Source organism: Olsenella sp. KH1P3, from assembly GCF_900167315.1.
Taxonomy (GTDB): Bacteria; Actinomycetota; Coriobacteriia; order Coriobacteriales; family Atopobiaceae; genus Olsenella_J; species Olsenella_J umbonata_A.
Window position 1 is genome coordinate 540,946 of record NZ_FUWQ01000001.1, and the last position, 23,873, is coordinate 564,818.

Here is a 23,873-nt window from a genome sequence, read left to right on the forward strand (position 1 = left end):
AGGATGAAATCCCGTAGAGAAGAGGAATTTTTTACGGGAAGGTCCCAACATGACCAAGCACATCTTTGTTACCGGCGGCGTCGTTTCATCCCTGGGAAAGGGTATCACCGCCGCGTCGCTCGGCAGGCTTCTGAAGGCACGTGGCTACAAGGTCATGATGCAGAAGGCCGATCCCTACCTGAACGTTGACCCCGGCACCATGAGCCCCTTCCAGCACGGTGAGGTCTTCGTCACCGAGGATGGCAAGGAGACCGACCTCGACCTGGGCCACTACGAGCGCTTCATCGACGAGAACCTCACCCGAAACTCCAACTTCACCACCGGCCTGATCTACCAGTCGCTCATCTCGCGCGAGCGCGCCGGAGACTTCCTGGGCGGCACCGTCCAGGTCATCCCGCACGTGACCAACGAGATCAAGAGCCGCTTCCTGCGCATCGAGGAGCAGACCGACGCCGACGTCGTCATCACCGAGCTCGGCGGCACCATCGGCGACATCGAGGGCCAGTCGTTCGTCGAGGCCATCCGCCAGTTCCGCAAGGAGAAGGGCCTGGGCGAGACGCTCGTCATCCACTGCTCGCTGGTTCCCTACATCGCTGCCGCGCACGAGGTCAAGACCAAGCCGACCCAGCATTCCGTCAAGGAGCTCCGCTCGATGGGCATCCAGCCCGACTTCATCGTGTGTCGCTCCGACCACGAGGTCGACGCGGACATCCGCGCCAAGATCGCTCACTTCTGCGACGTCGACGAGGGCTGCGTGTTCGAGAACTCCGACTGCGCCTCTATCTACGACGTCCCCATGCACCTCGCCGAGCAGGATTTCGACGGCAAGGTCCTCGACAGGCTCGGTCTCGAGCGCCGCGAGCGCGACATGAGCGCCTGGGTCTCCTTCACCGATCGCATGCACGCCGCGAACAAGAAGGCTGACACGACCGAGATCAAGGTCGTCGGCAAGTACACGCAGCTTCCCGACGCCTACCTCTCCGTCATCGAGGCACTCCACCACTCCGGCGTCCACTACGGCCGCCACGTCAAGATCACGCTGATCGACGGCGAGGAGCTCACGGCCGAGAACGTCGACGAGATGCTCGACGGTGCCGACGGCATCCTGGTTCCCGGCGGCTTCGGCCAGCGCGGCGTCGAGGGCAAAATTCTCGCGGCCCAGAAGGCCCGCGTCGAGAAGATTCCCTACCTGGGCGTCTGCCTCGGCCTTCAGGTGGCCGTCTCGGAGTTCGCGCGTGACGTCGCGGGCATGCCCGGCGCCAACTCCACCGAGTTCGTTCCCGGCTGCAGCTATCCCGTGATCGACCTCATGCCCGACCAGGAGGACGTGACCGAGAAGGGCGGCACCATGCGACTTGGCGCCTATCCCTGCAAGGTTGCCCCCAACACGCTTGCGGCCGAGGCCTACGGCGAGGAGCTCATCTACGAGCGCCATCGTCACCGCTACGAGGTCAACAACGCATTCCGTCAGCAGCTGATCGACTCCGGCCTCGTCATCTCGGGCCTCTCTCCCGACGACCGCCTCGTCGAGATGGTCGAGCTTCCCGAGGACGTCCACCCCTGGTTCGTCGCCAGCCAGGCGCACCCCGAGTTTAAGAGCCGTCCGACCAACCCGGCCCCTCTTTTCCGCGAGTTCGTCCGCGCCTCCATCGCCCGCCACGAGGGCGTCGACCGTCACGAGATCTGCGCTGACTAAGGCTTTTCACACATCGTCCTGACGTGCGTCTATTCGGCCGATCCGCAGCCTTCGGGCATGGGATGCGGCGCATCGAGACGAACCCATTTGAGCTAAGCTGTTCTTGCGGGCGGCGCGCGCGGCGCGGCGCCCGCATTCCTTTACGTACGTCGGCTGTTCCCGGACGTCGGCGTCTTCAACGAAGCGATGGCGGGGAGGCCCACGATGAACCTGACACAGGCCCTCGAGGAGTACCTGGGCTACCTTGCCGTCGAGCGTGGCAGCGCCGAGAACACCATCGAGTCCTATGGTCGGGACCTCCGGCGCTACGTGGCATTTCTGTCCGACCGGGGCATCGAGGCCGTGGACGGGCCGCAGCGCATGGACATCGAGGAGCACCTTGCGGCGTTGCAGGACCTGGGGCTCGCGCCCGCCTCGGTGCAGCGAGCCGCCTCGGCGATCAAGGGCTTCCACCGCTTCATGGTCGGCGAGCAGATTTGCGAGAGCCATCCCGCCGCGGACGTCATGCTCCCGAAGAAGCCCGACCGCCTTCCGGACGTCCTCTCGCACGAGCGGGTGTTCGCGCTTCTGGACGAGCCTTTCAGGCCGGAGCTCGAGCCGAGCCCGCGCACCCTCAAGAGCGGCAAGGTCGATGTGAGGGGTCAGGCCTGCTTCCATCGCGACAAGGCTATCCTCGAGGTTCTGTACGGCTGCGGCCTGCGCGTGAGCGAACTGTGCGGCCTCGACCTGCGAGACGTTGTGTTCGAGCAGGAGGTCGTCCGCGTTATGGGCAAGGGGCTGAAGGAGCGCGTCGTCCCCATTCTGGGCACGGCGGCCGCGGCGCTCAGGGCCTACCTGGACGACTGGCGCCCGATCCTGTCGGGTTCCGGCCGCGAGAACTCGGCGGTCTTCCTGAACGTCCGCGGCGGCCGCATCACGCGCCAGGCGGTCCACGGCATCTGCGAGACCTATGGGGGCATCGTGGGCATCAAGGGGCTGCACCCCCACACGCTGCGGCATACGTACGCCACCCACATGCTCGAGGGTGGCATGGACCTCAGGACCGTGCAGGAGCTGCTGGGCCATGCGAGCATCTCGACCACGCAGCTCTACACCCACGTCGACCGCACGCACGTGCGCATGGCCTACCTCCAGGCCCATCCCCGCGCCAGGACGGGCGCGTCGCGCTTCGAAGAAGACTGACGCCTTGGCCGCGGCGCGTCTCGTGCCGCATCCCATTGGCCACGCAGCCTCCCACGCACCCGTGGGACGGCCTGACACCGTCCGTGGGAGGGTCCCCCACCGGCGTGGGACGATGTCCCACCAACCGTGGGATGGCCCCACACCGTCGTCTGGGCGACGCACTCGAGCGGCTCGAACTTTGGGGCCCATGGCGAAAAAGGTTGCCCTAGAGGGGGGGAACGCGTGTTTCTCGACACCTCGCAATAATGTGTCAGCGCAATATAAATGCAGGTAAATGGCTGTATCGTAAGCGGCGCGAATGACCAGTGGGAGCGCTTCATATTCCCGTCACATTAGCGTACGGCACGGGTGCGAAAAGCTTCCTGCGGTTTGTGTTGCAGAACGCTTGTTCTTACAACATGTAGTGCCTAATTCCCCATTGGCCACCACTCGGGTGTCGTTTGGAGCCGCCTGGTGTCAGAAAGTGTCGGAAAGTGTTGCATGGTGTCGCAATTGAACGTATAGTTCTAGTCACGCACTGAGGGGATATGGCTCCCTGGTAGTTGAGAGGGGAGGGTCAATGTATCTGACTGGCACGTTCAAGCACAACCTTGACGCCAAGCAGCGCATTACCCTGCCGGCTCCGTTCCGCAAGGAGTTCAACGAGAAGGTCGTCCTCATTCCCGTCAGTGGCAAGATCTACGGCTTTACTCCCGAGGGCCACAGGGAGTGGGTGGAGAGCTTCTTCGCAGAGGGCTTCGATCCTCGCAACAAGAACCATGTGAAGCTTCGCCGCGCGCTCACCTCGATGGCCTTCACTGTTGAGCTCGACTCTGCCGGAAGGATTGCCCTTGGCAAGCTCGGCGCAGAGACGATCGGCAAGTGCGGGATCGAGCGTGAGGTCACCGTCCTGGGTAACGTGGACCACTTCGAGATCTGGGACTCTGCTCGCTACGAGCAGGAGATGAGCGAGGTCGCCGATGACCTCGAGGACCTGATGTTCGGTTAGAGCGGGGGAGTGAGCAACTTGACAGGAGAATATCGGCACATACCCGTGATGATCAACGAGGTCTTGGCCGAGCTTGACCCCAAACCAGGCGAGGTAGTCTGCGACTGCACCCTTGGTGGGGCCGGGCACTCGGTCGAGATGGCCAAGCGAATCCAGCCTGATGGCCTCTCGCTTGGCATCGATCAGGACGACATGGCCCTCGCCGCAGCCTCCGAGCGCTTCGAGCGCGAGGTCCCTGGGGCGGAGCACAGGTTCCTCAAGGGCAACTTCGGCTCCCTCGACGAGCTTCTCGTCCAGGCCGAGGTCCCAGGAGTCGATTGCTTCCTGTTCGACATCGGAGTCTCTTCTCCTCAGCTTGACATCCCAGAAAGGGGCTTCTCGTACCACGAGGACGCTCCGCTTGACATGCGTATGGATCCGGGGAACAACACCCAAACCGCAGCCGAGGTCATTAACAACTACAACGAAGCCGACCTCACCCGGATTCTGCGCGTCTATGGGGACGAGAAGTTCGCGTCACGCATTGCCCGCCAGATCGTGCGAACGCGCGAGAAGGCGCCGATCGAGACCACGCTCCAGCTGGTCGAGGTCATCAAGGCCGGCATCCCGGCTGCGGGCAGGCGACACGGTGGGCATCCGGCGCGCAAGACCTTCCAGGCCCTGCGCATCGAGGTCAACCACGAGCTCGACGTCCTCGACCAGGGCCTCAGGGCTGCGATTCGCTGGGCGAACCCCGGTGGCCGCATCTGCGTGATCTCGTATCACTCGCTCGAGGACAGGATCGTCAAGCACGTCTTCTCGGAGATGTCGCAGGGTTGCGTCTGCCCGCCGGACCTTCCGGTGTGCGTATGCGGTCACGTGCCGATAGTCGACGTCAAGACACGCAAGCCCCTCGTCGCCAGCGACGAGGAGGTGGGCCTCAACCCAAGGGCCCGAAGCGCGCTCATGAGGGTCGCGGTGAAGCGCGACGTCTCGCAAGAGGGCGCAAACTAGGCTCCACCGGCCCTCGGGCCGTGGACATACAACATAAATGAAGCAGTACGTACTACAAACGCAGCTCAAACGTACTACTACCACACCACAAGGAGCCACCGCACGCGGTGGCCCTTCCAGTCAACGGGGGAGTTCACCATGTACCAGGGTTCCGAGGCCTACAGCCTCTACGGCGTCGCGGGGGAGCGTGAGCAGGAAGTCCATCGCCACGCACCATTTGGCGTCGTCACTGGTGGCGGGCTTGACGCAAAGGTTCGCCAGGGCATCTCGCACGTGTTCTTCTCCCGTTTCGTCCTTGTCATGGCGGCCGTGGCCGTTTTCGTGTGCTGCGGTGTCGTGCGCGTCGCCCTCTCCGCGACGACCGTCGTCCAGATGCAGCAGACGGCCTCCCTCAGGCAGGACATCGCCTCCGCCCAGTCGACGAACAAGGACCTCCAGGCCGAGCGCTCCGTGCTCTCCAGCTCCTCACGCATCGACCACATCGCCGGCCAGTGCTATGGCATGGTTCGCGCCGACTCCTGCGAGACGCTCACGATTGGCTCCCCCGCGGCTGGCTCCCAGGCCTCCCTTGCAAGCTCCTCCGCCCAGGACGCCTCTGCCCCCGCGTCTTCTGCAGATGCTGCGCAGAGTTCCAACGCTGGGGGCTCGGCAAGCATGCAGTCGTAAACTCTTGAGTTGTGAGATATCATTCAGACAATAGGCGCCGTGGGCGCAACCAGATGCGTGGGGCTTCGTATGACGAGGCCTCACGTTTGCGTAGACGCGCAAACAGCGTTCCGCCACGCGACTTTGACCAGTGCATCAAGATCCTCGGCTGCATTCTTCTGCTTGTCCTCTCGTTCGTCGTGGGCAAGCTGATCTACCTCCAGGTGGTCACTGCGAGCTCGCTTTCGGCAGAGGCCCAGCAGAGCCGCAGCAATGCCATCGTGCTGCAGGCGAAGCGCGGCACCATCTATGACCGCAACGGCAACGTGCTCGCGATGAGCAAGGAGTGTGCCACGTTCTACTGCAACCCCGAGGAGGTCGACGACCCCAACGGCGCCGGCGACGTCTTCGAGGAGGTCCTGGGCGGCGAGTCCAAAAACTACGTCAGCAGGATGAGGGTTCAGGGCACGTTCTCGTACATCAGTCGCCAGGTCGACTCCGACGACGCCGACGAGATAGAGCAGAAGCTCAAGGAGAAGGGCATCAAGGGCATCTATCGCCTGAAGGACTCCAAGCGCGTCTATCCCTACGGCGCGATCGGAAGCCAGGTGCTCGGCATCGTCGGCATCGACGGCGACGGCCTGACCGGTCTCGAGTACTACTACAACGACATCCTCAAGGGCAAGAACGGAACCATGTACCTCGAGACGGGGCAGGGCGGCACGCCGATCGCGGGCGGTCACTCCGAGGTTGACGAGGCGCGGGACGGCACTGACATCGTCATCTCGCTCGACATCGACATCCAGCGTGTCGCCGAGGAGACCATCGTCAAGGGCACCGAGCAGTACAAGGCCGACTCCGGCTCGGTCATGGTGACCGATCCCACCACCGGCGAGATTCTGGCGGCCTGCTCGACGCCCCTGTTCGACGTTACCGACACGTCCACGATCGAGGAGGGCGCGACCTCACTCAAGCTCGTCTCGTCGTCCTACGAGCCCGGCTCGATCTTCAAGGTGCTCACGGCCGCCATAGGCCTGGAGAGCGGCTCGGTCAGTCCCATGGACACGTTCTCGGTTCCCGGCGGCGTCAGGGTCGGCGACGACATCGTGCGCGACGACGATGGTCGAACCGAGACCATGACCATGGACCTGAGAGAGATACTTCGCAGGTCCTCGAACACCGGCATAGCCCTGGTCACGCAGAACGAGATCGGCGAGACGAACTTCGCCAACGGCGTCTCGGCCTTCCAGATCGGCCAAGCCACGGGAATCGACTTCCCTGGCGAGGTCCAGGGCATGGTCAAGCAGCTTAACCAGTACGACGGAGCGAGCATCGGCGCCATGTCGTTCGGACAGTCGCTCGCCATCCCGCTCGTCCAGATGGTGAAGGCGGTCGGCTCCATTGCCAATGACGGCACCCTGGTCACGCCGCACTTCCTCGTCAGCAAGGGCGGCGAGGAGGTCACCTGGGACCCCGTGGGCACTTCCGTTTCGAAGGAGACCGCCGACGCCGTGACCGACATGATGCGCACCGTCGTCCAGTCGGGCACCGCAACCGCTGCCCAGGTCAAGGGCTACGACATCGCTGGCAAGACCGGTACCGGCGAGCAGGCCGACGAGAACGGCTACATCGAGTACAAGTACGTCTCGTCGCTCATCGGCTTTGCGCCGGCGGATAACCCCAAGGTGCTCGTCTACGTTGGCCTGAACGGCACCCCGTACCTCGCGTCGAGCTCGTCTGCCCCGCTCTTCTCGACTATCATGAGTGAGGCCCTCTCTGACATGGGTGTTGAGCCCAGCTCGTAAGCTCGGAGCGAAAACGCTGCTCCGTTGGATTTTTGGATAGAGGCTATTTCATGTTTGACATCTCAGTCAGCGACATCGTGGCCGCAACGGGCGCCCAGGCGCTCGCCTGCGCGGACGGTCGCGTGGCAACCAACGTCGCGACCGACTCGCGCCAGGTGGGCGAGGGCACGGTCTTCGTGTGCTTCCGCGGCGAGCGCGTCGACGGCAACCGCTTCGCCCCTCAGGCCGTCGAGGCCGGAGCGGTCGCGGTCGTCGTGACCGCGGAGCCCTCCCCGGAGCTCCTCTCCCTGGCACGCGAGAAGGGCTCCTGCGTCCTGCGCGCCGAGGGCGACGACCCCGAGGAGTTCATGCTGAGGCTCGCCGGCCTCTGGCGCGGGCGCAACCCGCAGTGGAAGGTCGTCGGCGTGACGGGCTCGGTGGGTAAGACCACGACTAAGGATATGCTGGCCCAGGGCCTCTCCGCGCGCTACCGCACCCACGCTACTGCCGGCAACTTCAACAACCTGATCGGCCTGCCGCTGACCATCCTCGGCGCCGAGGCGACCGACGAGGTCGTCGTGGCCGAGATGGGCATGAACCACAAGGGCGAGCTCTCGCGCCTGACCGCCTGCGCCCGCCCGGACGTCGCCGTCATCACCAACGTCGGCACGAGCCACATCGGCCTGCTCGGCTCTCGCGAGAACATCGCCCGCGCCAAGGCCGAGATCATCGAGGGCATGCGCCCGAGCTCGGACGGGGACGTCACACGCTCGCTCCTGGTCATGACCTCGGACAACGACTTTGCGGACTTCATCGACGACGGCTTCGCGAAGCCGGCCGGCGTCGAGACCCAGAGGGTGGGCTTCTCGCCTGACGACGACGTCAGGGCCGAGGGCCTTGCGCTCGACGAGGAGGGCCTTCCCACGCTTGGCCTCGTCTTCTCGGACGGCCAGAGCCTGAGCGTCAGCCTGAACGTTCCCGGTCGCCACGTCGTGAGCGACTTCCTGCTCGCCATGGCCATCTGCGACCGCCTGGGCGTCGACCGCCGCGCGGCGGCGCTTGCCATCGCGACCATGCCGCAGACGCACATGCGCCTCGAGGTGGTCACCGCCGAGGGCAAGCCCCGCATGATCGACGACTCGTACAACGCCAGCCCCAGCTCCATCGCGGCGGCGCTCGACGTGCTGTGCTCGATGTCCTGCGAGGGCAGGCGCGTCGCCATCCTGGGCGAGGTTGGAGAGCTGGGCGACGAGGCCGCCCGTCTCCACGGCTACATCGGCGCGTATGCCGCGGCAAAGCCCCTCGACCTCCTGGTCTGGGTGGGCGAGAAGGACATCCGCCACGCCGTCGAGGCCGCCCGCACCATGGGCTTCTCGGAGGACAGGCTCGAGGTCGTCTCTGACGTCAACGAGGCGCTCCGCGTCATCGCTCCCATCCTGCGCGAGGACGACCTCGTGCTCGTGAAGGCATCGCGCTCCGCCGGCCTTGACGCGTTCGTGAAAGGGGTGCTTGCCTAATGTTCGGCAACCCAAGCTATCCTACCTACCAGGTGTTCCTTGCCGCCGCCATCGCCGGCGTGCTGACCGCGTTTTTGATGACGCCCTTCATCAAGCTGATGCGCCACGAGGGCGTCGGCCAGCAGATCCGCGCCGACGGCCCCCAGCGCCACCTGATCAAGCAGGGCACGCCCACCATGGGCGGCGTCGTGTTCCTTCTCGCCGTCCTCATCACCTGCTTCCTGCAGGCAAGCTGGACGGTCGACTTGACGCTCGCCGTCATCGCGACCTACCTCACCGGCTCGCTCGGCCTTCTGGACGACATCGAGTCCGTTGCCCACAAGCGCTCGCTGGGCCTCACGCCCTCCCAGAAGATGATCGGCCTCATCCTGATCTCCGTCGTCTTCGGCGTTCTGGCGGTCAGCCTCTGCGGAATCCGTCCGACGGTCGAGTTTCCCGGCGGCTTCACCATCGACCTGGGCGTCCTCACTACGACCTTCACGGTCATGGGGACCATCTTCTACGTGCCCTGGCTCTACATCTTCTTCGTGTTCCTGCTCATGGCGGGCCTCTCCAACGCCGTCAACCTGACCGACGGCCTCGACGGCCTCGCGGGCGGCTGCACGCTCGTCGTGATGATGGCCATGGCCATGGTCGCCTTCCGCTACAACGAGGTCAACCTGGCCGTGTTTGCCGCCTCGATCGCGGGTGCGCTGGTCGGCTTCCTTTGGCACAACTGCTACCCCGCGTCCATCTTCATGGGCGACACGGGCTCGCTCGCGCTGGGCGCGGCGTTCGCCGCCCTCGCGGTCCTCACCAAGACCGAGGTGACGTCACTTCTCATGGGAGGCCTGTTCATCTGCGAGGCGCTTTCCGTCATCATCCAGGTCATCAGCTTTAAGGCGACGGGCAAGCGCGTCTTCCTGATGGCTCCCATCCACCACCACTTCGAGAAGAAGGGCTGGAGCGAGACCAAGGTCGTCATCCGCTTCTGGATCGTCTCCGCCGCCTTTGCGGCACTTGGCTTCGCACTGTACTTCCAACTGAGCTAGGAGGCTCGTTTTGACGCTCGCACGCACTGCGGAAAACCTGGGGGACGTCCTGGTGCTCGGACTGGGCAAGACCGGCGTGGACGTGGCCCGCTACCTGTTGGGCCTCGGCGACCGCGTCGGCTCGGTCACCGTCTACGGAGGATCCGCGTCAACCGAGGGAGACGCCTCCCGCGAGCTCGAGTCCCTGGGCGGCCGCGTCGTCCTGGGCAGCGAGGACGTCGAGGGGAGCTACGACCTCGCTATCGCAAGCCCCGGCATATCCGAGTTCTGCCCCTTCTTCCTTTCTGCTCGTGACCATGCGCGAGAGATCATCGGCGAGCCCGAGTTCGCCTGGCGCGAGAGTCCCCGCGACTGGGTCGCCATCACGGGGTCGAACGGCAAGACCACCACGACCTCGCTGACCACCGCGCTTCTGCATGCCGCTGGGCGTCAGGCCGTCGCCGTCGGCAACATCGGCAACCTCTGCACTGACGAGGTCTCCGGGCGAGTCGATGGCGAGTGGTTCGTCGCCGAGCTCTCCAGCTTCCAGCTTGCGACCACCAGGCTCCTGCACCCCCGCGTCGCGGCGCTCCTGAACGTCACTCCGGACCATGTCGAGTGGCACGGCTCGCTCGAGGCCTACGCCCAGGCAAAGGAGAAGATCTTCCAGAACCTCGACGGGGGGGACCTTGCGGTCCTGTACCAGGACGACGAGTACTGCCGCGGCGTCGCCGCGCGTCTCGCCACGCGCGGCGTGCGTACGCTCATGGTCAGCGCCACGGTCGAGCCCGAGGGACCGGACGCGGCCTTCGTCCGCGACGGCGTCCTCGTCGTGCGCCTCGCGGGCCGCGAGAGCGAGCTCTCTCGCGTGGAGGACCTCACCCTCAAGGGGACCCACAACGTGGTGAACGCGCTCTTCTCGTGCGCCATGGCTCTCGAGCTGGGCTGTGATGCGCGCGAACTCACCGATGCGCTCCAGGGCTTCCAGGCGCTCGAGCACCGCAACGAGCCCGTCGCCACCGTCGACGGGGTCCTCTACGTCAACGACTCCAAGGCGACCAACACCGACTCCGTCGAGAAGGCCCTCGTCGCCTATGAGGCGGGCCACGTCATCGTGCTTCTGGGCGGCCACGACAAGGGGACGGACCTTGCCTCGCTCTCCAGGCTGGTTGCGCGCCACTGCAAGGCGGCCGTGTGCTTTGGCGCTGCCGGCGAGAGAATCGCGCGCGCCGTCGAGGACGCGGCGGTCCTTGAGTCCTCCAACCTCGCCGTCATTCGTGCCCCGCACCTGCGCGAGGCGTTCGACGCGGCCCATGAGGCCGCCCGCGAGGGCGATGTCGTGCTCCTCTCGCCCGCCTGCTCCTCGTTTGACGAGTTCCGTAACATGGCCGAGCGCGGCCGGGTCTTCAAGGGCCTCGTAGCCGGGCTATCGGACTCCGACAAGGCGGAGCTGTAAATGGGTGCCCCCGTCTCGCGCATCGGCAGGAGGCGCCGCGCGGAATCGCGTCCGCAGGAGCGCACGCTCTTCGGCACGCCCGCGCGCTTCATGGTGCCGCGCCTGGTGTTCATCGGGGCCGTTGCGGCGCTCGTGGGCTTCGGCCTACTCATGATCTTCTCGTCGTCCTCCATTACCGCGCTCACCACGGCGGAGGGTGGGTATGACCCCGCGCACTACCTGCAGCGCCAGGCAGTCTTCGTCATCGTCGGCCTGGGGCTCGCGAGCATTGCGGCCCTGGTGGACTATCGCTCCATCGTCGGGCGTGGCCTCCCGTTCCTCATGCTTGGGTCCATTTTCCTGCTCCTTCTTGTCTTTTTGCCATCGGCCGGACAGGACGCCTACGGCGCGACGCGATGGATCAGCGTCGGCGGCTTCTCGCTACAGCCCTCCGAGTTCGCGAAGGCCACCGTCGTCATCGCCGGCGCGGTCCTCATCACCCAGTACTCCCGCGACCGCTTCGCGGACGCGGGGCGTGCCCGCATGGTTGGAGGGCTGGGCCTTGTGGTGCCGTTCGTCCTCATCCTCCTGCAGCCCGACAAGGGCACGGTCATGATCTGCGTGGCCACGCTCCTGGCGATGTGTCTGCTCGGCGGCGTCCCGGCGAAGTTCATCATCGGCCTTCTTTTCGCTGGCATCGCCGGCTTCCTGTTCATCTCGCTCAAGGATGACTACTCGCGCCAGCGCATCGTCACCTTGTTTAACCCGTGGGCAGACCGTTACAACACCGGCTACCAGCTGATCCAGGGCTTCTATGCGTTTGGGTCGGGCGGGCTGTTCGGCGTGGGCATCGGCATGTCCAAGCAGAAGTACGGCTTTCTTCCCATGGCCTACAACGACTTCATCTTCGCCGTCATCGGAGAGGAGTGCGGGCTGGTGGGGACCTTGGGCATGATCTGCGCGTTCATGGTCCTGCTCTGGGCGGGATTCCGGATCGCGCGCTACGCCCCCGACCTCACGGGCACTCTCGTCGCGGCGGGATGCACCACGATGCTCATCGTCCAGATGCTGCTGAACGTGTCGGGCGTCCTGGGCGTGTTCCCGCTCTCGGGCAAGCCCATCCCGTTCATCTCGTACGGTGGCTCCTCGGTCATCGCCAGCCTGCTGCTCGCCGGCCTGGTGGTTAACGTCTCGCTGCGCTCGACGCTGCCCGATACCGAGCACGACGCGCGCCGCCGCAGCTTCGCGCTGCGCCAGGGCCAGGACGACTACGACTGCGACGGCGCCACCCCCGACGAGCGCTCCGACGGCTTCTCGCACGCGGGTCGCCCCACGCCCCGCAGCGCCCGCGGGCACTCCCTGCTGCAGGCCTCCTTCGAGGCCCCGCGCCGCTCCTTTACCGTACTGGGCGGTGGGCGAGAAGGCCACGCCGACTCGGTCGAGCGCCGCGAGCGTCCCGGCAGGCGCGAGGCCTATCGCGAGGGCATGGCCGCGCGAGGAACCGAGCGTGCGAACAGCCCGGAGGCGCTCAGACGAGAGCGTGAAGAGCGTGCGAGGTCCAAGGGCGCAAGGTATACTACCGACCGAAACGGTCGCAGGCGCATAGACCTTGGCCCCTCTGCCGGCGACCGCCTGAGGAAAGATGATTCAAGGCCCGAGGTCCGCGGGACCAACTATGACCTCGGGGACAGAAGGAGTGGTAGGCGTGGCAGATAGGCTCAAGGTCGCAATCGCGGCGGGAGGAACGGCGGGTCACATCAACCCGGCGCTCGCGCTCGCGGAGGAGCTTGCGGACCGCGGTCACGAGGTTCACTTCTACGGACAACCCACGCGCCTCGAGGCGACGCTGGTCCCACAGGCCGGTTTCCCGTTCAGCCCCATCGACGTCAAGGGCTTCGATCGCTCTCGCCCCTGGACGCTCATACAGGCGCTCGTCAAGATGAAGCGTGCCGAGCGCACGCTTGGCGCCGACTTCGCCCAGAGCGGCAGGCCGGACGTCGCGATCGGCTTTGGCGCCTACATCGAGCTCCCGCTCATCAACTGGTGCCACTCGCACGGCGTGCCCGCGCTCGTACACGAGCAGAACTCCGTGCCCGGCCTCGCCAACAAGACCTCTGCGGGAAAGGTCCGCAGCGTCTGCGTTTCGCTCCCCGTCGCCATCGACGCGTTCCGCGACCGCGTGAGCGCTGGCACGCAGATCATCGTCACCGGCAACCCGGTTCGCCGCAGCGTCATCGAGGCGGAGCGCTCCCGCGGCCGCGCCTCCCTCGGCATCCCCGAGGACGCCACCATGCTGCTGGTGTTCGGCGGATCGCTCGGCGCGCGCCACCTCAACCAGGTCGTTGCGGGCCTGAAGGAGCAGCTGCTCTCGCGTGACGACCTCTACGTGGTCCACTCAACCGGCAAGGGCGAGTACGACTCCGTCGTCGAGCAGCTCGCGCTCGGCGAACAGGAGGCGCGCCGATGGCGCGTCATGCCCTACATCGACAACATGGGAGAAGTGCTTGCCGCCGCGGACCTCGTGCTGTCGCGCTCGGGCGCTTCCTCCGTCGCTGAGATTGCGGCGCTTGCGATTCCCAGCATGCTGGTCCCGTACCCGCTGGCCACCGCCGATCACCAGACCACGAACGCCCGCTACCTGGTGGACGCCGGTGCGGCCGTCATGATGGCGGACGACCGCATCGACGAGCCTGAGTTCGCCAAGAGCCTCTTCTCGCTCATCGACGAGCCTGATCGACGCCGCGCTATGTCCGATGCGGCGCGTGGCCTGGGGCAGGACAAGGCGGCCAGCGCACTCGCAGACCAAGTGGAGAGTGCCGCCTCGCTCAGGGCATAGCTCCCACGTTCTTGTACAGTATAGGGGAGCCCGCGCAACGCGGGCTCCCTAGTGTTGCATAGAGAGGCTTTCATGACTGAGACCATGGTTCCGGCGCACGTCGAGCGCGCCCACTTCATCGGTATCGGCGGCGCCGGCATGAGCGGCATCGCCCTTGTCCTTCACGAGCGAGGCTGCAAGGTGAGCGGCTCCGACCTCAAGGAGTCGCGCTACGCCCGCGACCTCGAGGAGGCCGGCGTCGAGGTTCACCTGGGCCACCAGGCGTCCACCATCGACGATGTCGCCCCCGACGTCGTCGTGACCTCCTCGGCCATCCCCGAGACCAACCCCGAGGTCATCCGAGCGCGAGAGCTGGGCATCCCCGTCTGGCCCCGAGCGAAGATGCTCTCGTACCTCTCCCTTGACGCGACCACGGTCGCCGTTGCCGGCACGCACGGCAAGACCACGACGTCCTCGATGGTCGCCAGCATGCTCGACCACCTGGGCATGGACCCCTCCTTCCTCATCGGCGGCATCGTCGAGGAGTACGGTACCAACGGCCGCGACGGCAGGGGAGGCTATTTCGTCTGCGAGGCCGACGAGTCCGACGGCTCCTTCCTCTATCTCGACCCCGACGTCGTGGTGGTTACCAACATCGAGGCTGACCACCTCGACCACTACGGCACCCTGGAGAACATCGAGAAGACCTTCTGCAAGTTCATGGACCTTGTCGGTGACGCGGGCACCATCGTGATCAACGGCGACGTGAGGCACTACGTCGAGCTCGCCCAGTCCACCGGCCGCAAGGTTGTGACCTACGGCTTCGACGAGAGCTGCGACTACGTCTGCCTCCCCGAGGACTCCCACCACAAGCTCGAGAGTCACTTCGGCGTGCGCACCCCCTCCGGAGACGTCGTGCGCGTTACCATCCACGCCAACCCCGGTAGGCACAACATGTCCAACGCCACGGCGGCCATCGCCGTGTCTGAGGCCCTCGGCTGCGACGTGGCCAAGGCCGCGGCCGCGCTTTCGACCTTCAAGGGCGCGCACCGTCGCTTCACCCACGTCGGCGACATCGACGGCATCACCGTCGTGGACGATTACGGCCACCATCCCACCGAGATTGCGGCGACCCTCGCCGCGGCCAAGGACCTGGACTTTGACCGCATCGTCTGCGTCTTCCAGCCGCACCGCTACTCTCGCACGCAGTCTCTGGCCGACCAGTTCGCCACCGCTTTCGACGACGCCGACGTGCTCGTCGTTACCGAGGTCTTCTCGGCTGGCGAGACACCCATCCCCGGCGTCACCGGCAAGACCGTCTCGAGCAAGGTCCAGGAGGCCGGCTCCGTCGGCGACGTGTGCTTCATCGCCAAGCGCAAGGACCTCGTCCAGCACCTGGTCGAGACCTGTCGTCCCGGCGACCTCCTGATCACCCAGGGCGCCGGCGACGTCACCGCCATCGGTCCCATGTTCATCGCCGCAAAGCGCGAGCTCGACGAGAACCCCGAGGCCTAATGAGCGTCTTCAACGCATACATGGCGCTCTCCGGCGCCTTCGAGGCTGACGTCCTGAGGGACGAGCGCCTGTCGCACCACACGACCTACCGCATCGGCGGCCCGGCCGCGCTCATGGTGACCGCACACAGCTACAAGGCACTTCTCAAGACCATCGACATCCTCCGGAAGGAGGGCGTCGAGTGGGTCGTCATGGGGCGCGGCTCCAACATCCTCGTCGCCGACGAGGGCTACGACGGCTGCGTCATCAAGCTCGGCAAGGAGTTCTCGCGCATCTCGTTCGAGGGAGATACGGTCTCGGCCGGCGGCGGCGCGATCCTCTCCAAGCTCGTGAGCGAGACCATCTCGCACTCGCTCTCCGGTCTCGAGTTCTGCGTGGGCATTCCCGGCACTGTGGGTGGTGCCGTCTCGATGGACGCTGGAACCCGCCACGACTGGATCGGCTCGCGCGTGCACCACGTCGTCACGCTCAGGCCCCAGGGCGGTCTGCAGCGCTACGAGGGGAGCGACATCGAGTGGGGCTATCGCTGGTGCTCCATCCCCACCGACGAGATCATCCTCGAGGCGACCTTCCAGCTGACCCCCGCCGAGAAGCGCCGCATCACCGACGAGATGGAGCGCCTCATCTCGCGCAGGCGCAGCCGCCAGCCCATGGGAAAGCCCTCCTGCGGCTCAGTCTTCAAGAACCCCGGCGACCGCTCCGTCGGCCAGCTTATCGACTCCTGCGGTCTCAAGGGCTACCGCGTTGGCAACGCCGAGGTCTCCACACAGCACGCGAACTTCATCGTCAACCTGGGCGGCGCCAGCGCCTCCGACGTTATCGCCGTCATGGGCCACGTGCATGACGCGGTCTTGGAGAAGTACTCAATCAACCTCCAGCCCGAGGTAAAGTGCCTCGGTTTCGACAAGCGAAGGGCGTAGGCCCCAACGATGGCAACGAGGAGGCCCACAAAGCGAAACGCCCCCAAGGGAACCCCGCGCCCCGGCGGAGCGGTCCCCAGGCGGGGCATGGCAGCGCGTTCTGCGAAGCCCCGTCCCAGCGTCCTGGGCGGCGGCTCGGCGGGTGCTGCTCGCGCCCAGAGACGCGCCGTGGCGGTCCCGCAGAGGGGCGTGCGCGCCGGCGTGGGCCGTCCCGTCGCGGCCGGCCGCAAGGTCGCCAAGGTGGCGACCGTCAGGGCGGCCGCGAGCGCGAAGGCCACGGACTTCTCGCCCAGGCTGCCGCATTTCGGCAAGAGGGCCAAGGACAAGGCCGGCGCCCCCTCCGAGACCCCTGCGCCTCGCACGCGCAAGGGGAGTGCCGAGAGCACGCAGGTCGCCGGTCGCGTGCGCATCGCGATCATCGTTGGCATCGTCGTCGCGGCGATCCTCCTTGTGGTCCTTCTGGGCTACCTCCTGCTCTCGTACACGCCCGCCTTCACCATCACTCACGTGAGAGCCCAGGGCACCGAGCACGTGAGCGCCGAGAACGTCGAGAAGCTCGCGGGACTGCCCGAGGGCTCGACGCTGCTCAACCTCGACGAGGACGCCGTCGTCAAGAACCTGCGCAAGAACCCCTGGGTAGGCAACGTCACCTTCGAGAAGCAGTTCCCGGACTCCCTCAACATCGTGGTGGAGGAGCGCAGGGCTGACGCGCTCGTGGTCATGAGCACCGGTGACGTCGCCTGGTACCTCAGTTCCGACAACACGTGGATCGAGCCGGTCACCATACAGGTGGCCGAGGGGCAGTCTCGCGACTCGGTCGCCTTGGCCATGGCCCAGCAGGCGGGGGCCGTGCTCGTCACCGACGTGCCCTCCACGGTGAGCCCCGTTGCCGGCTCCACTGCGACCGACGACGTCCTGAAGGCCGTCGAGAGCTATCGCAATGAGCTCGGGCAGGACATCTCGAGCCAGATCGTAAGCTTCTCGGCATCGAGCCTCGAGGGCATCAGGTGCACGCTCTCGAGCGGCGTCGAGATCGCCCTGGGGTCGCCCTCGAACATCTCGTCAAAGGAGAGCGTGATCAAGGAGATCCTTGACCAGTACGCCGGCAAGATTACCTACATCAACGTCCGCGTGCCCTCCAAGCCCTCCTTCCGCAAGGTTGACTCGGACTACGTTGGGCAGGGCAGTGGCACGTCCGGCACCGACTACGCCTACGGCGACCCGAGCGCCTCGTCGTCGGCCGCCGCATCCTCGGGGACCGCCGGCGAATCCAGGGGGTCCGGACAGACGTCCGCCGACGGCGATTCCACCTCGGGAGACGGAACGGACGGAACCTAAGGCTCAGGTTAGGGTCGACATTGTTTTCGCAGGTGGAACGCGCCTTCTATCTTTGTAATTCACATTTCACACAAATCTGTTGACGTGCAACCTTCAAGTGTGCAAATATACGTCGCTTTGAGATGGGCATATGCCTATACCTGAGGTTTAGGGTTTTTCAGAGCCTGACGACACCAGTGAGACAACGAACAGAAACGAACCTATGGATACGAAGCGCAACAAGCAGAAGGAAGTCGTGGAGCAGGCCGAGATGACTATCGACGGCGTCCAGACTGCGCCCGTGAGGGAAGAGGCGAGCGCACCCAAGTCCGCCGCCAAGCGAGGAGGAACCATGATCGACAACGACATTTCGAGCAACTACCTTGCCGTCATCAAGGTCGTAGGCGTTGGCGGAGGCGGAACGAACGCTGTCAACCGCATGATCGAGGAGGGCATCCGCGGCGTCGAGTTCGTGGCCATCAACACCGACGCGCAGGCACTTGCCATCTCCGATGCCGACATCAAGGTCCACATCGGCGCGGACATCACCCGCGGCCTGGGCGCGGGCGCCAACCCCGAGGTCGGCGCAGAGGCGGCCGAGGACTCTCATGACGAGATCAAGCAGGCCCTTGCCGGCGCTGACATGGTCTTCATCACGGCGGGCGAGGGCGGCGGCACCGGCACCGGTGCGGCTCCCGTTGTGGCCGACATCGCCAAGAACGACGTGGGTGCCCTCACCGTCGGCGTCGTGACCAAGCCCTTCACTTTCGAGGGCCGTCCCCGCACCAACCGCGCCCAGGACGGCATCCAGACGCTGTCCGACAACGTCGACGCGCTGATCGTCATCCCGAACGACCGCCTGCTCGATCTCTCCGAGAAGAAGACCTCCTTCCTCGAGGCCTTCCGCATGGCTGACGACGTCCTGTGCCAGGGCACCCAGGGCATTACCGACCTGATTACGGTCCCCGGCCTGATCAACCTCGACTTCGCTGACGTCTGCACCATCATGCGCGGCGCCGGAACCGCAATGATGGGCGTCGGCCTCGCCTCTGGCGACACCCGCGCCTCCGACGCCGCCGCCGAGGCCATCTCGAGCCCGCTGCTCGAGACCTCCATCGACGGTGCCACGCGCGTCCTTCTGTCCATCGCGGGCAACAAGGACCTGGGCATTCAGGAGATCAACGACGCTGCCGACCTCGTTGCGCAGAACGTCGACCCCGACGCGAACATCATCTTCGGCACCGTTGTCGACGAGAGCCTGGGCGACCAGGTTCGCGTCACGGTCATCGCGACCGGCTTTAACGACGGCAACGTGCAGCAGCCGCTCCCCACGCTGAACCTGGGCAGCAGCTCCCGCCCCTCCAGCCGTCCCGCGCCCGCTCCCACGGCGCCGTCTGCCCCCGCGCCCCACAGCTCGGGCTCCAACAACGACAAGGAGTTCGACATCCCCGAGTTCCTCAAGCACAGCCGTCTCTAGGGACGATTGTGGCGGGGCTTGACAGATACGAATCCTGCGGCGTGACCCTGCTGGGCGACCTTTCTCGCCCGTGCGGGGTCACGTTCGCATTTACCGAGCGTACCGGTGGCGTCTCGAAGGGGCAGTTCTCTTCGCTCAACCTGGGCGACGCCTGCGGAGACGACCCCGCTGACGTGGCCGAGAACCGTCGCAGGCTGCTTTGCGCGGTCGGTGCCGGGGGACTCCTTGACAGGCTGGTCAACCCCAGGCAGGTCCACGGCGACCGCATCGTGAGCGTCACGTCGGCCTCCGACGAGGCCGTTGAGCGTTCGCGGCTCGAGGCTCGCGAGGGTGCCGATGCCGTCGTGTGCACCGTCGCCGACGTGCCGGTGCTCCTGTGCTTTGCCGACTGCGTCCCGGTTGTCGTGGCCCAGCCCGGCGGATTCGCCGTCGCCCATTCCGGATGGCGTGGCACCATCGCCCGCATCGCCGCAAAGGCGACGCTCGAGCTCTCGCGCGTGACCGGTTCCGACCCGGCTGCGTCCGTGGCCTACATTGGCCCGCACATCGCGGGGGAGGACTACGAGGTCTCCGAGGAGCTCCTGACTCGCTTCGTCGACGAGTTCGGCGAGAAGGTCGCGCTGCCCGGACGGCGGCTCGACCTTGCCTGCGCCATCGGGCTGGCCCTGGCCGATGTCGGGGTTGATCCGCAAAACGTCGTGGACTCCAGGGTCTCGACCCCTCGCTCCACCGACAGGTTCTACTCGTATCGCGCCGAGGGCGGCTCGTGCGGCCGGCATGGCGCCATCGCGCTCATGCGCGGAGACGGCTCCGATACCGGTGCCGTCACAACCAACGTCTTTTGGGAAGGTGACCACTTGTGACTGATGAGGAGCGCGAGGGATATCTCGAATTCCTGACGTCACGCCGCGCGCGGATTTTGGCGCGCATCGAGGAGGCTGCTCGCGTCTCTGGGCGCGGCGCCGATCAGGTGGAGGCCATCGCGGTCTCCAAGACCGTGGGGGTGGACGAGGTGGTGCTCGCCTGGCGGGCCGGATGGCGTGCCTTCGGTGAGAACCGTCCCCAGGAGCTCGTGCGCAAGCTCGCGGGCATCGAGAGCCATCCCGAGATGGACGGCGTCCGCTTCGACATGATCGGCAACCTGCAGACGAACAAGATCAACCAGGTCCTTGGCAGGGTGTCGCTGATTCACTCCGTCTCGTCCGCGCACCTGGCGACGGCCATCTCGAAGCGCGCCGAGGTTCGCGGCCATAGCGAGCGCGTCCTGCTCGAGGTCAACGTCTCGGGCGAGGAGTCCAAGTCGGGCTTCACCCCCGAGGAGGTTCATAGCGAGATGGATGACCTTCTTGGCATGGGCGGCATCGAGATCTGCGGCCTCATGACCATGGCCCCCGCCAACGACCCCGACGCCGCTCGCAGAACGTTTTCGGGTCTGCGCGAACTTCGGGAGCAGCTGAGCTCGGAGAGCGGCCTCGGTCTTGCTACACTTTCCTGCGGAATGAGTGATGATTTCGCCATCGCGGTGGAGGAGGGCTCTACCCTCGTTAGGCTTGGTAGAACGGTTTTCGATCCCAACCACGACCTCGTGACGGAATAATAGGACGATTGTTGATTGACCCGGGTGACGTCCGGGCCGGGAAGGCGGGGATAATATGGGTCTCCTCGACAACCTCAGGGACAGGCTTCGTCCCGCTGACGACAACTACTACGGCGACGACTACTACGACGACTACGACGAGCCGATGGACGACTACGGCCAGAACACCCACGAGGGCACGGGTCTTCTGGGCAACAGCCCCCGTCCCGAGGCCGAGAGCGTCTCCGTCTACACCCGCTCCGGCAGGCCCCTGGGCAACGAGCCCGCGCGCGGCACTTCGAGCTACTCCGGCGGATACCAGCACCCCGCGCCCAACCCCGACTACGCGCCGCGCACCGAGTACACCCCGCGCCCTTCCTACTCTGACAGCTTTGCCTCTGACGAGACCACGCAGATCCCGCAGGGCGCCGCTCGCGCAGCCGCCCACGATTCCGTCCTGGGCAACACCACCAACGGCAACACCCCCGCGGACAGGGGGCTCAAGGCGGTTCCGCGCGTCAGTTCCGGGCAGCTTCCGCCCTACGTGCTGAAGCCCGTCTCCTACGACGATGTCCAGATGGTCGTCCGTCGCGTTCGCACGGGCCAGCCTGTTGTCCTGGTCTTCAAGAATACCAACATTGACACCGCCAAGCGCATCCTCGACTTCTCGTTCGGCCTCGCCTGCGGCATCAGCGGACAGGTCGACGAGCTCGGCGACCGCGTCTTCGTGGTCATGCCCCAGGGCGTCCAGCTCTCCCAGGCAGACATCGACAAGCTTGACGCCGACGGCACCATCGAAAGGTAGCGATGCGCATGCTCGAAGCAACCGTTGCCGTAATCGGCGCTGGATCCATGGGAGGGGCCATCGCTGCCGGTCTGGTCAACTCCGGCTGTGCGGACCCCTCTCGGGTAATGGCCTGCGACCACAACGACGACAAGCTCGCGGCCCTCTCGGCAAAGGGCGTCCGCACGTTTCCCGATGCCGGCGAGATGTTGGCGTGCGACCCCGACGTGGTCGTCCTCGCCATCAAGCCCCAGGTCCTGCGCCAGTCCGTTGAGGTGGTTCGCGCCAAGCTTGCCGGGAAGCTCGTCGTCTCGATCGCCGCGGGCGTGAGCATCGCGACTCTCGAGGAGATGCTCTCCGACTCCCGCGTGGTGCGCGTCATGCCCAACCTGCCGGTCCAGGCGCTCTCCGGCGCATCCGCGCTCTGTCGGGGCAACCTGGCGAGCGATGCCGACATGGACGTCGCGCTCCAGATCTTCGGCGCGCTCGGCTCCGCCAAGGTCATGCGTGAGGACCAGCTGGACGCCGAGGGCGCCGTGGTGGGCTGCGGTCCCGCCTACGTTGCCCTCATGGTGGATGCCCTGACGCGCTCCGGCGTCGAGAAGGGGCTTCCGGCCCAGGCCTGCCGCGAGATGGTCCTCTCGACCATGCGCGGCGTCTGCGACCAGCTTCTCGAGTCGGGCGAGCATCCGCGTGCCTACATGGAGAAGGTCACCTCTCCGGGCGGAACCACGGCCGCGGGCCTGAGAGAGCTCGAGCCCGCGCTGATCGGGGGCGTCCAGGGTGCCATCGACGCGGCTCTCAGGCGCACCGTCGAGCTGGCGGGGGAGTAGGACATGCTTCTTACCGCGTTCTATCGGCTCGTCGACATATACTCCTGGCTCATAGTCGCGGCCGCGGTGCTCTCGTGGTTCTCCACGGCAGAAGGCGTCGTGGAAGACATCCGCGGCGCGCTCCTGACGCTCACCGAGCCCTACGTCGGTCTCTTTAGGCGATTCGTTCCGCCCCTTGGCGGAGTGGACTTCTCGCCCGTCCTCGCGATACTCGTCCTTGAGGTTATCCTTAGGCTGATGCAGCGAATACTCATTTAGGATTCGGGTTATACTACCTAAAGCGGTAAAACGCACTGCTGACGTAGCATGAGACATAGTTGAAAGGGAACATTATGGCTATCACCCCAGCAGACATTGAACAGATGACGTTTGACCAGGCCAAGAAGCATGAGGACGGCTACAACACCGAAGAGGTCGACGCATTCCTCGACCAGCTTGCCACCGAGGTCGACGCGATGCTCCAGAAGATCGCCGACCTCAAGGGTCGTCTCAACACCACCGAGCAGCAACTCGCTGCCGCTCAGGCCCAGGTTGCCCAGCTCAAGGAGCAGGGCACCGCTCCCGCGCCCGTTGCCGCTCCCGCTCCCGCACCCGACTACTCCGCCTCCGAGCACCAGATCTCCCAGGTCCTCATCGTCGCTCAGCAGAGCGCTGACAAGCTTGTCGCCGACGCCCGCGCCAACGCCGAGAACATCCGCAACGAGGCTGACCAGAAGGCTCGCGAGGTCATTCGCCAGGCCCTGGCCGAGAAGCAGAACGAGCTTGATGAGATTGATCGTCTGAAGCAGTCCCGCGAGGACTTCCGCAGCGAGTACAAGAAGCTCCTGCAGCACTTCATCGACGATGCCGACGCCGTCTTCCCGCAGCAGAGCCTCAGCACCCCGAACGGCTCAAAGCCCGCTGCGCAGACTCCTGTTGCCCCCGCCCCCGTCGCTGCTCCCGCGCCGATCGCAGAGCAGGACACCAACGGCTTTGCTGGCAACATGGACTTCAGCGACCTCGACTAGCGTATAGCGAAGGCCCACCGACAGAATTGCGACTTCCAAAGCAAGGCCCCTCCCATGTGAACCGCCTCCCTTTTCTTGGACATGAGAAAAGGGAGGCTTCTTTCATGACCCGAAGAACTTTGTACGACGCCGCCACGAGGTCGAAAGCCACCGAGCTCTACGACGCGGGGAACGGTGTCAAAGCCATCTCCAGCCTGATCGGTGTTCCCTACGAGGCCGTGAGAAAATGGATCGACACGTACAGATCCGTCGGCATCGAGGGGCTGACAGACATGGGAAAGAAATACGCCGTCTACTCATATGAGACCAAGGTCGCCGCCGCGCGCGCCGTCGTCGACGAGGGCATGACGAAGCCCGAGGCCATGGAGAGGTTCGGCAT

At 65.5% G+C, this 23,873-nt stretch carries 22 protein-coding genes; all 22 read left to right on the forward strand.

The genetic code is table 11. The annotated features are described in order from the left end of the window. The first annotated feature begins 49 nt into the window (after positions 1-49). Positions 50-1,696, forward strand: a complete 1,647-nt coding sequence (locus tag B5D13_RS02280) for a CTP synthase (RefSeq protein ID WP_078686690.1) — start codon at positions 50-52, stop codon at positions 1,694-1,696. Between the two features lie 204 nt (positions 1,697-1,900). After that, positions 1,901-2,878: a site-specific tyrosine recombinase gene (locus tag B5D13_RS02285; protein ID WP_078686691.1), complete on the forward strand. Its 978-nt coding sequence runs from the start codon at positions 1,901-1,903 to the stop codon at positions 2,876-2,878. Positions 2,879-3,437: 559 nt separating this feature from the next. Continuing rightward, positions 3,438-3,866, forward strand: a complete 429-nt coding sequence (locus B5D13_RS02290; RefSeq protein WP_078686692.1) for a division/cell wall cluster transcriptional repressor MraZ — start codon at positions 3,438-3,440, stop codon at positions 3,864-3,866. Positions 3,867-3,884: 18 nt separating this feature from the next. Next, positions 3,885-4,859: a 16S rRNA (cytosine(1402)-N(4))-methyltransferase RsmH gene (rsmH, locus tag B5D13_RS02295; protein WP_078686693.1), complete on the forward strand. Its 975-nt coding sequence runs from the start codon at positions 3,885-3,887 to the stop codon at positions 4,857-4,859. 138 nt (positions 4,860-4,997) lie between these two features. Then, the gene (locus tag B5D13_RS02300; protein ID WP_078686694.1) at positions 4,998-5,525 is read left to right on the forward strand and encodes an FtsB/FtsL family cell division protein; all 528 of its coding nucleotides are present in this window, start codon (positions 4,998-5,000) and stop codon (positions 5,523-5,525) included. 86 nt (positions 5,526-5,611) lie between these two features. Continuing rightward, complete coding sequence (locus B5D13_RS02305) at positions 5,612-7,309, forward strand: peptidoglycan D,D-transpeptidase FtsI family protein (protein WP_234970630.1); 1,698 nt, start codon at positions 5,612-5,614, stop codon at positions 7,307-7,309. Positions 7,310-7,359: 50 nt separating this feature from the next. Continuing rightward, positions 7,360-8,805 carry a UDP-N-acetylmuramoyl-tripeptide--D-alanyl-D-alanine ligase gene (gene murF, locus B5D13_RS02310; RefSeq protein WP_078686696.1) on the forward strand — a complete coding sequence of 482 codons (1,446 nt, stop codon included), beginning with the start codon at positions 7,360-7,362 and terminating at the stop codon, positions 8,803-8,805. Next, entirely contained in the window at positions 8,805-9,836 is a 1,032-nt protein-coding gene (gene mraY, locus B5D13_RS02315; protein ID WP_078686697.1) for a phospho-N-acetylmuramoyl-pentapeptide-transferase, read from the forward strand. Before murF ends, mraY begins: the two co-directional genes overlap by 1 nt. Positions 9,837-9,846: 10 nt before the next feature. Further along, entirely contained in the window at positions 9,847-11,271 is a 1,425-nt protein-coding gene (murD, locus tag B5D13_RS02320) for a UDP-N-acetylmuramoyl-L-alanine--D-glutamate ligase (RefSeq protein ID WP_078686698.1), read from the forward strand. Continuing rightward, entirely contained in the window at positions 11,272-12,966 is a 1,695-nt protein-coding gene (locus B5D13_RS02325; RefSeq protein WP_078686699.1) for an FtsW/RodA/SpoVE family cell cycle protein, read from the forward strand. It abuts the gene before it with no gap. Further along, positions 12,956-14,086, forward strand: a complete 1,131-nt coding sequence (gene murG, locus B5D13_RS02330; protein ID WP_078686700.1) for an undecaprenyldiphospho-muramoylpentapeptide beta-N-acetylglucosaminyltransferase — start codon at positions 12,956-12,958, stop codon at positions 14,084-14,086. The genes B5D13_RS02325 and murG overlap by 11 nt, the downstream gene beginning before the upstream one ends. Positions 14,087-14,158: 72 nt before the next feature. Beyond that, the gene (gene murC, locus B5D13_RS02335) at positions 14,159-15,580 is read left to right on the forward strand and encodes a UDP-N-acetylmuramate--L-alanine ligase (RefSeq protein ID WP_078686701.1); all 1,422 of its coding nucleotides are present in this window, start codon (positions 14,159-14,161) and stop codon (positions 15,578-15,580) included. Next, positions 15,580-16,500, forward strand: coding sequence for a UDP-N-acetylmuramate dehydrogenase (gene murB, locus B5D13_RS02340; protein ID WP_078686702.1), 921 nt, complete (start codon positions 15,580-15,582; stop codon positions 16,498-16,500). Before murC ends, murB begins: the two co-directional genes overlap by 1 nt. A gap of 87 nt (positions 16,501-16,587) precedes the next feature. After that, positions 16,588-17,838, forward strand: a complete 1,251-nt coding sequence (locus B5D13_RS02345; RefSeq protein ID WP_078686703.1) for a cell division protein FtsQ/DivIB — start codon at positions 16,588-16,590, stop codon at positions 17,836-17,838. A gap of 331 nt (positions 17,839-18,169) precedes the next feature. Next, entirely contained in the window at positions 18,170-19,294 is a 1,125-nt protein-coding gene (gene ftsZ / locus B5D13_RS02350; protein WP_078686749.1) for a cell division protein FtsZ, read from the forward strand. Between the two features lie 8 nt (positions 19,295-19,302). Beyond that, a complete protein-coding gene (locus B5D13_RS02355) occupies positions 19,303-20,157 on the forward strand; it encodes a purine nucleoside phosphorylase YfiH/LACC1 family protein (protein ID WP_078686704.1) in 855 nt (284 codons plus the stop codon). Next, positions 20,154-20,891: a YggS family pyridoxal phosphate-dependent enzyme gene (locus B5D13_RS02360; protein WP_078686705.1), complete on the forward strand. Its 738-nt coding sequence runs from the start codon at positions 20,154-20,156 to the stop codon at positions 20,889-20,891. Before B5D13_RS02355 ends, B5D13_RS02360 begins: the two co-directional genes overlap by 4 nt. Before the next feature lie 55 nt (positions 20,892-20,946). After that, positions 20,947-21,675, forward strand: a complete 729-nt coding sequence (locus B5D13_RS02365; RefSeq protein ID WP_078686706.1) for a cell division protein SepF — start codon at positions 20,947-20,949, stop codon at positions 21,673-21,675. 8 nt (positions 21,676-21,683) lie between these two features. After that, entirely contained in the window at positions 21,684-22,487 is an 804-nt protein-coding gene (proC, locus tag B5D13_RS02370; protein WP_234970631.1) for a pyrroline-5-carboxylate reductase, read from the forward strand. 3 nt (positions 22,488-22,490) lie between these two features. Continuing rightward, on the forward strand, positions 22,491-22,745 hold the full coding sequence (locus B5D13_RS02375) for a YggT family protein (protein ID WP_078686708.1): 255 nt from the start codon (positions 22,491-22,493) through the stop codon (positions 22,743-22,745). Positions 22,746-22,819: 74 nt separating this feature from the next. Next, positions 22,820-23,494: a DivIVA domain-containing protein gene (locus B5D13_RS02380; protein ID WP_078686709.1), complete on the forward strand. Its 675-nt coding sequence runs from the start codon at positions 22,820-22,822 to the stop codon at positions 23,492-23,494. 104 nt (positions 23,495-23,598) lie between these two features. Next, a partial coding sequence (locus tag B5D13_RS02385; protein WP_143327736.1) for a helix-turn-helix domain-containing protein occupies positions 23,599-23,873 on the forward strand: 275 nt, incomplete at its 3' end.

Bases quoted from the DNA above. Each gene is read 5' to 3' on its own strand.
- B5D13_RS02280 (WP_078686690.1), top strand. From the start codon at position 50: ATGACCAAGCACATCTTTGTTACCGGCGGCGTCGTTTCATCCCTGGGA.
- B5D13_RS02285 (WP_078686691.1), top strand. From the start codon at position 1,901: ATGAACCTGACACAGGCCCTCGAGGAGTACCTGGGCTACCTTGCCGTC.
- B5D13_RS02290 (WP_078686692.1), top strand. From the start codon at position 3,438: ATGTATCTGACTGGCACGTTCAAGCACAACCTTGACGCCAAGCAGCGC.
- B5D13_RS02300 (WP_078686694.1), top strand. From the start codon at position 4,998: ATGTACCAGGGTTCCGAGGCCTACAGCCTCTACGGCGTCGCGGGGGAG.
- murF (WP_078686696.1), top strand. From the start codon at position 7,360: ATGTTTGACATCTCAGTCAGCGACATCGTGGCCGCAACGGGCGCCCAG.
- mraY (WP_078686697.1), top strand. From the start codon at position 8,805: ATGTTCGGCAACCCAAGCTATCCTACCTACCAGGTGTTCCTTGCCGCC.
- B5D13_RS02325 (WP_078686699.1), top strand. From the start codon at position 11,272: ATGGGTGCCCCCGTCTCGCGCATCGGCAGGAGGCGCCGCGCGGAATCG.
- murC (WP_078686701.1), top strand. From the start codon at position 14,159: ATGACTGAGACCATGGTTCCGGCGCACGTCGAGCGCGCCCACTTCATC.
- murB (WP_078686702.1), top strand. From the start codon at position 15,580: ATGAGCGTCTTCAACGCATACATGGCGCTCTCCGGCGCCTTCGAGGCT.
- B5D13_RS02345 (WP_078686703.1), top strand. From the start codon at position 16,588: ATGGCAGCGCGTTCTGCGAAGCCCCGTCCCAGCGTCCTGGGCGGCGGC.
- ftsZ (WP_078686749.1), top strand. From the start codon at position 18,170: ATGATCGACAACGACATTTCGAGCAACTACCTTGCCGTCATCAAGGTC.
- B5D13_RS02365 (WP_078686706.1), top strand. From the start codon at position 20,947: ATGGGTCTCCTCGACAACCTCAGGGACAGGCTTCGTCCCGCTGACGAC.
- proC (WP_234970631.1), top strand. From the start codon at position 21,684: ATGCTCGAAGCAACCGTTGCCGTAATCGGCGCTGGATCCATGGGAGGG.
- B5D13_RS02375 (WP_078686708.1), top strand. From the start codon at position 22,491: ATGCTTCTTACCGCGTTCTATCGGCTCGTCGACATATACTCCTGGCTC.
- B5D13_RS02380 (WP_078686709.1), top strand. From the start codon at position 22,820: ATGGCTATCACCCCAGCAGACATTGAACAGATGACGTTTGACCAGGCC.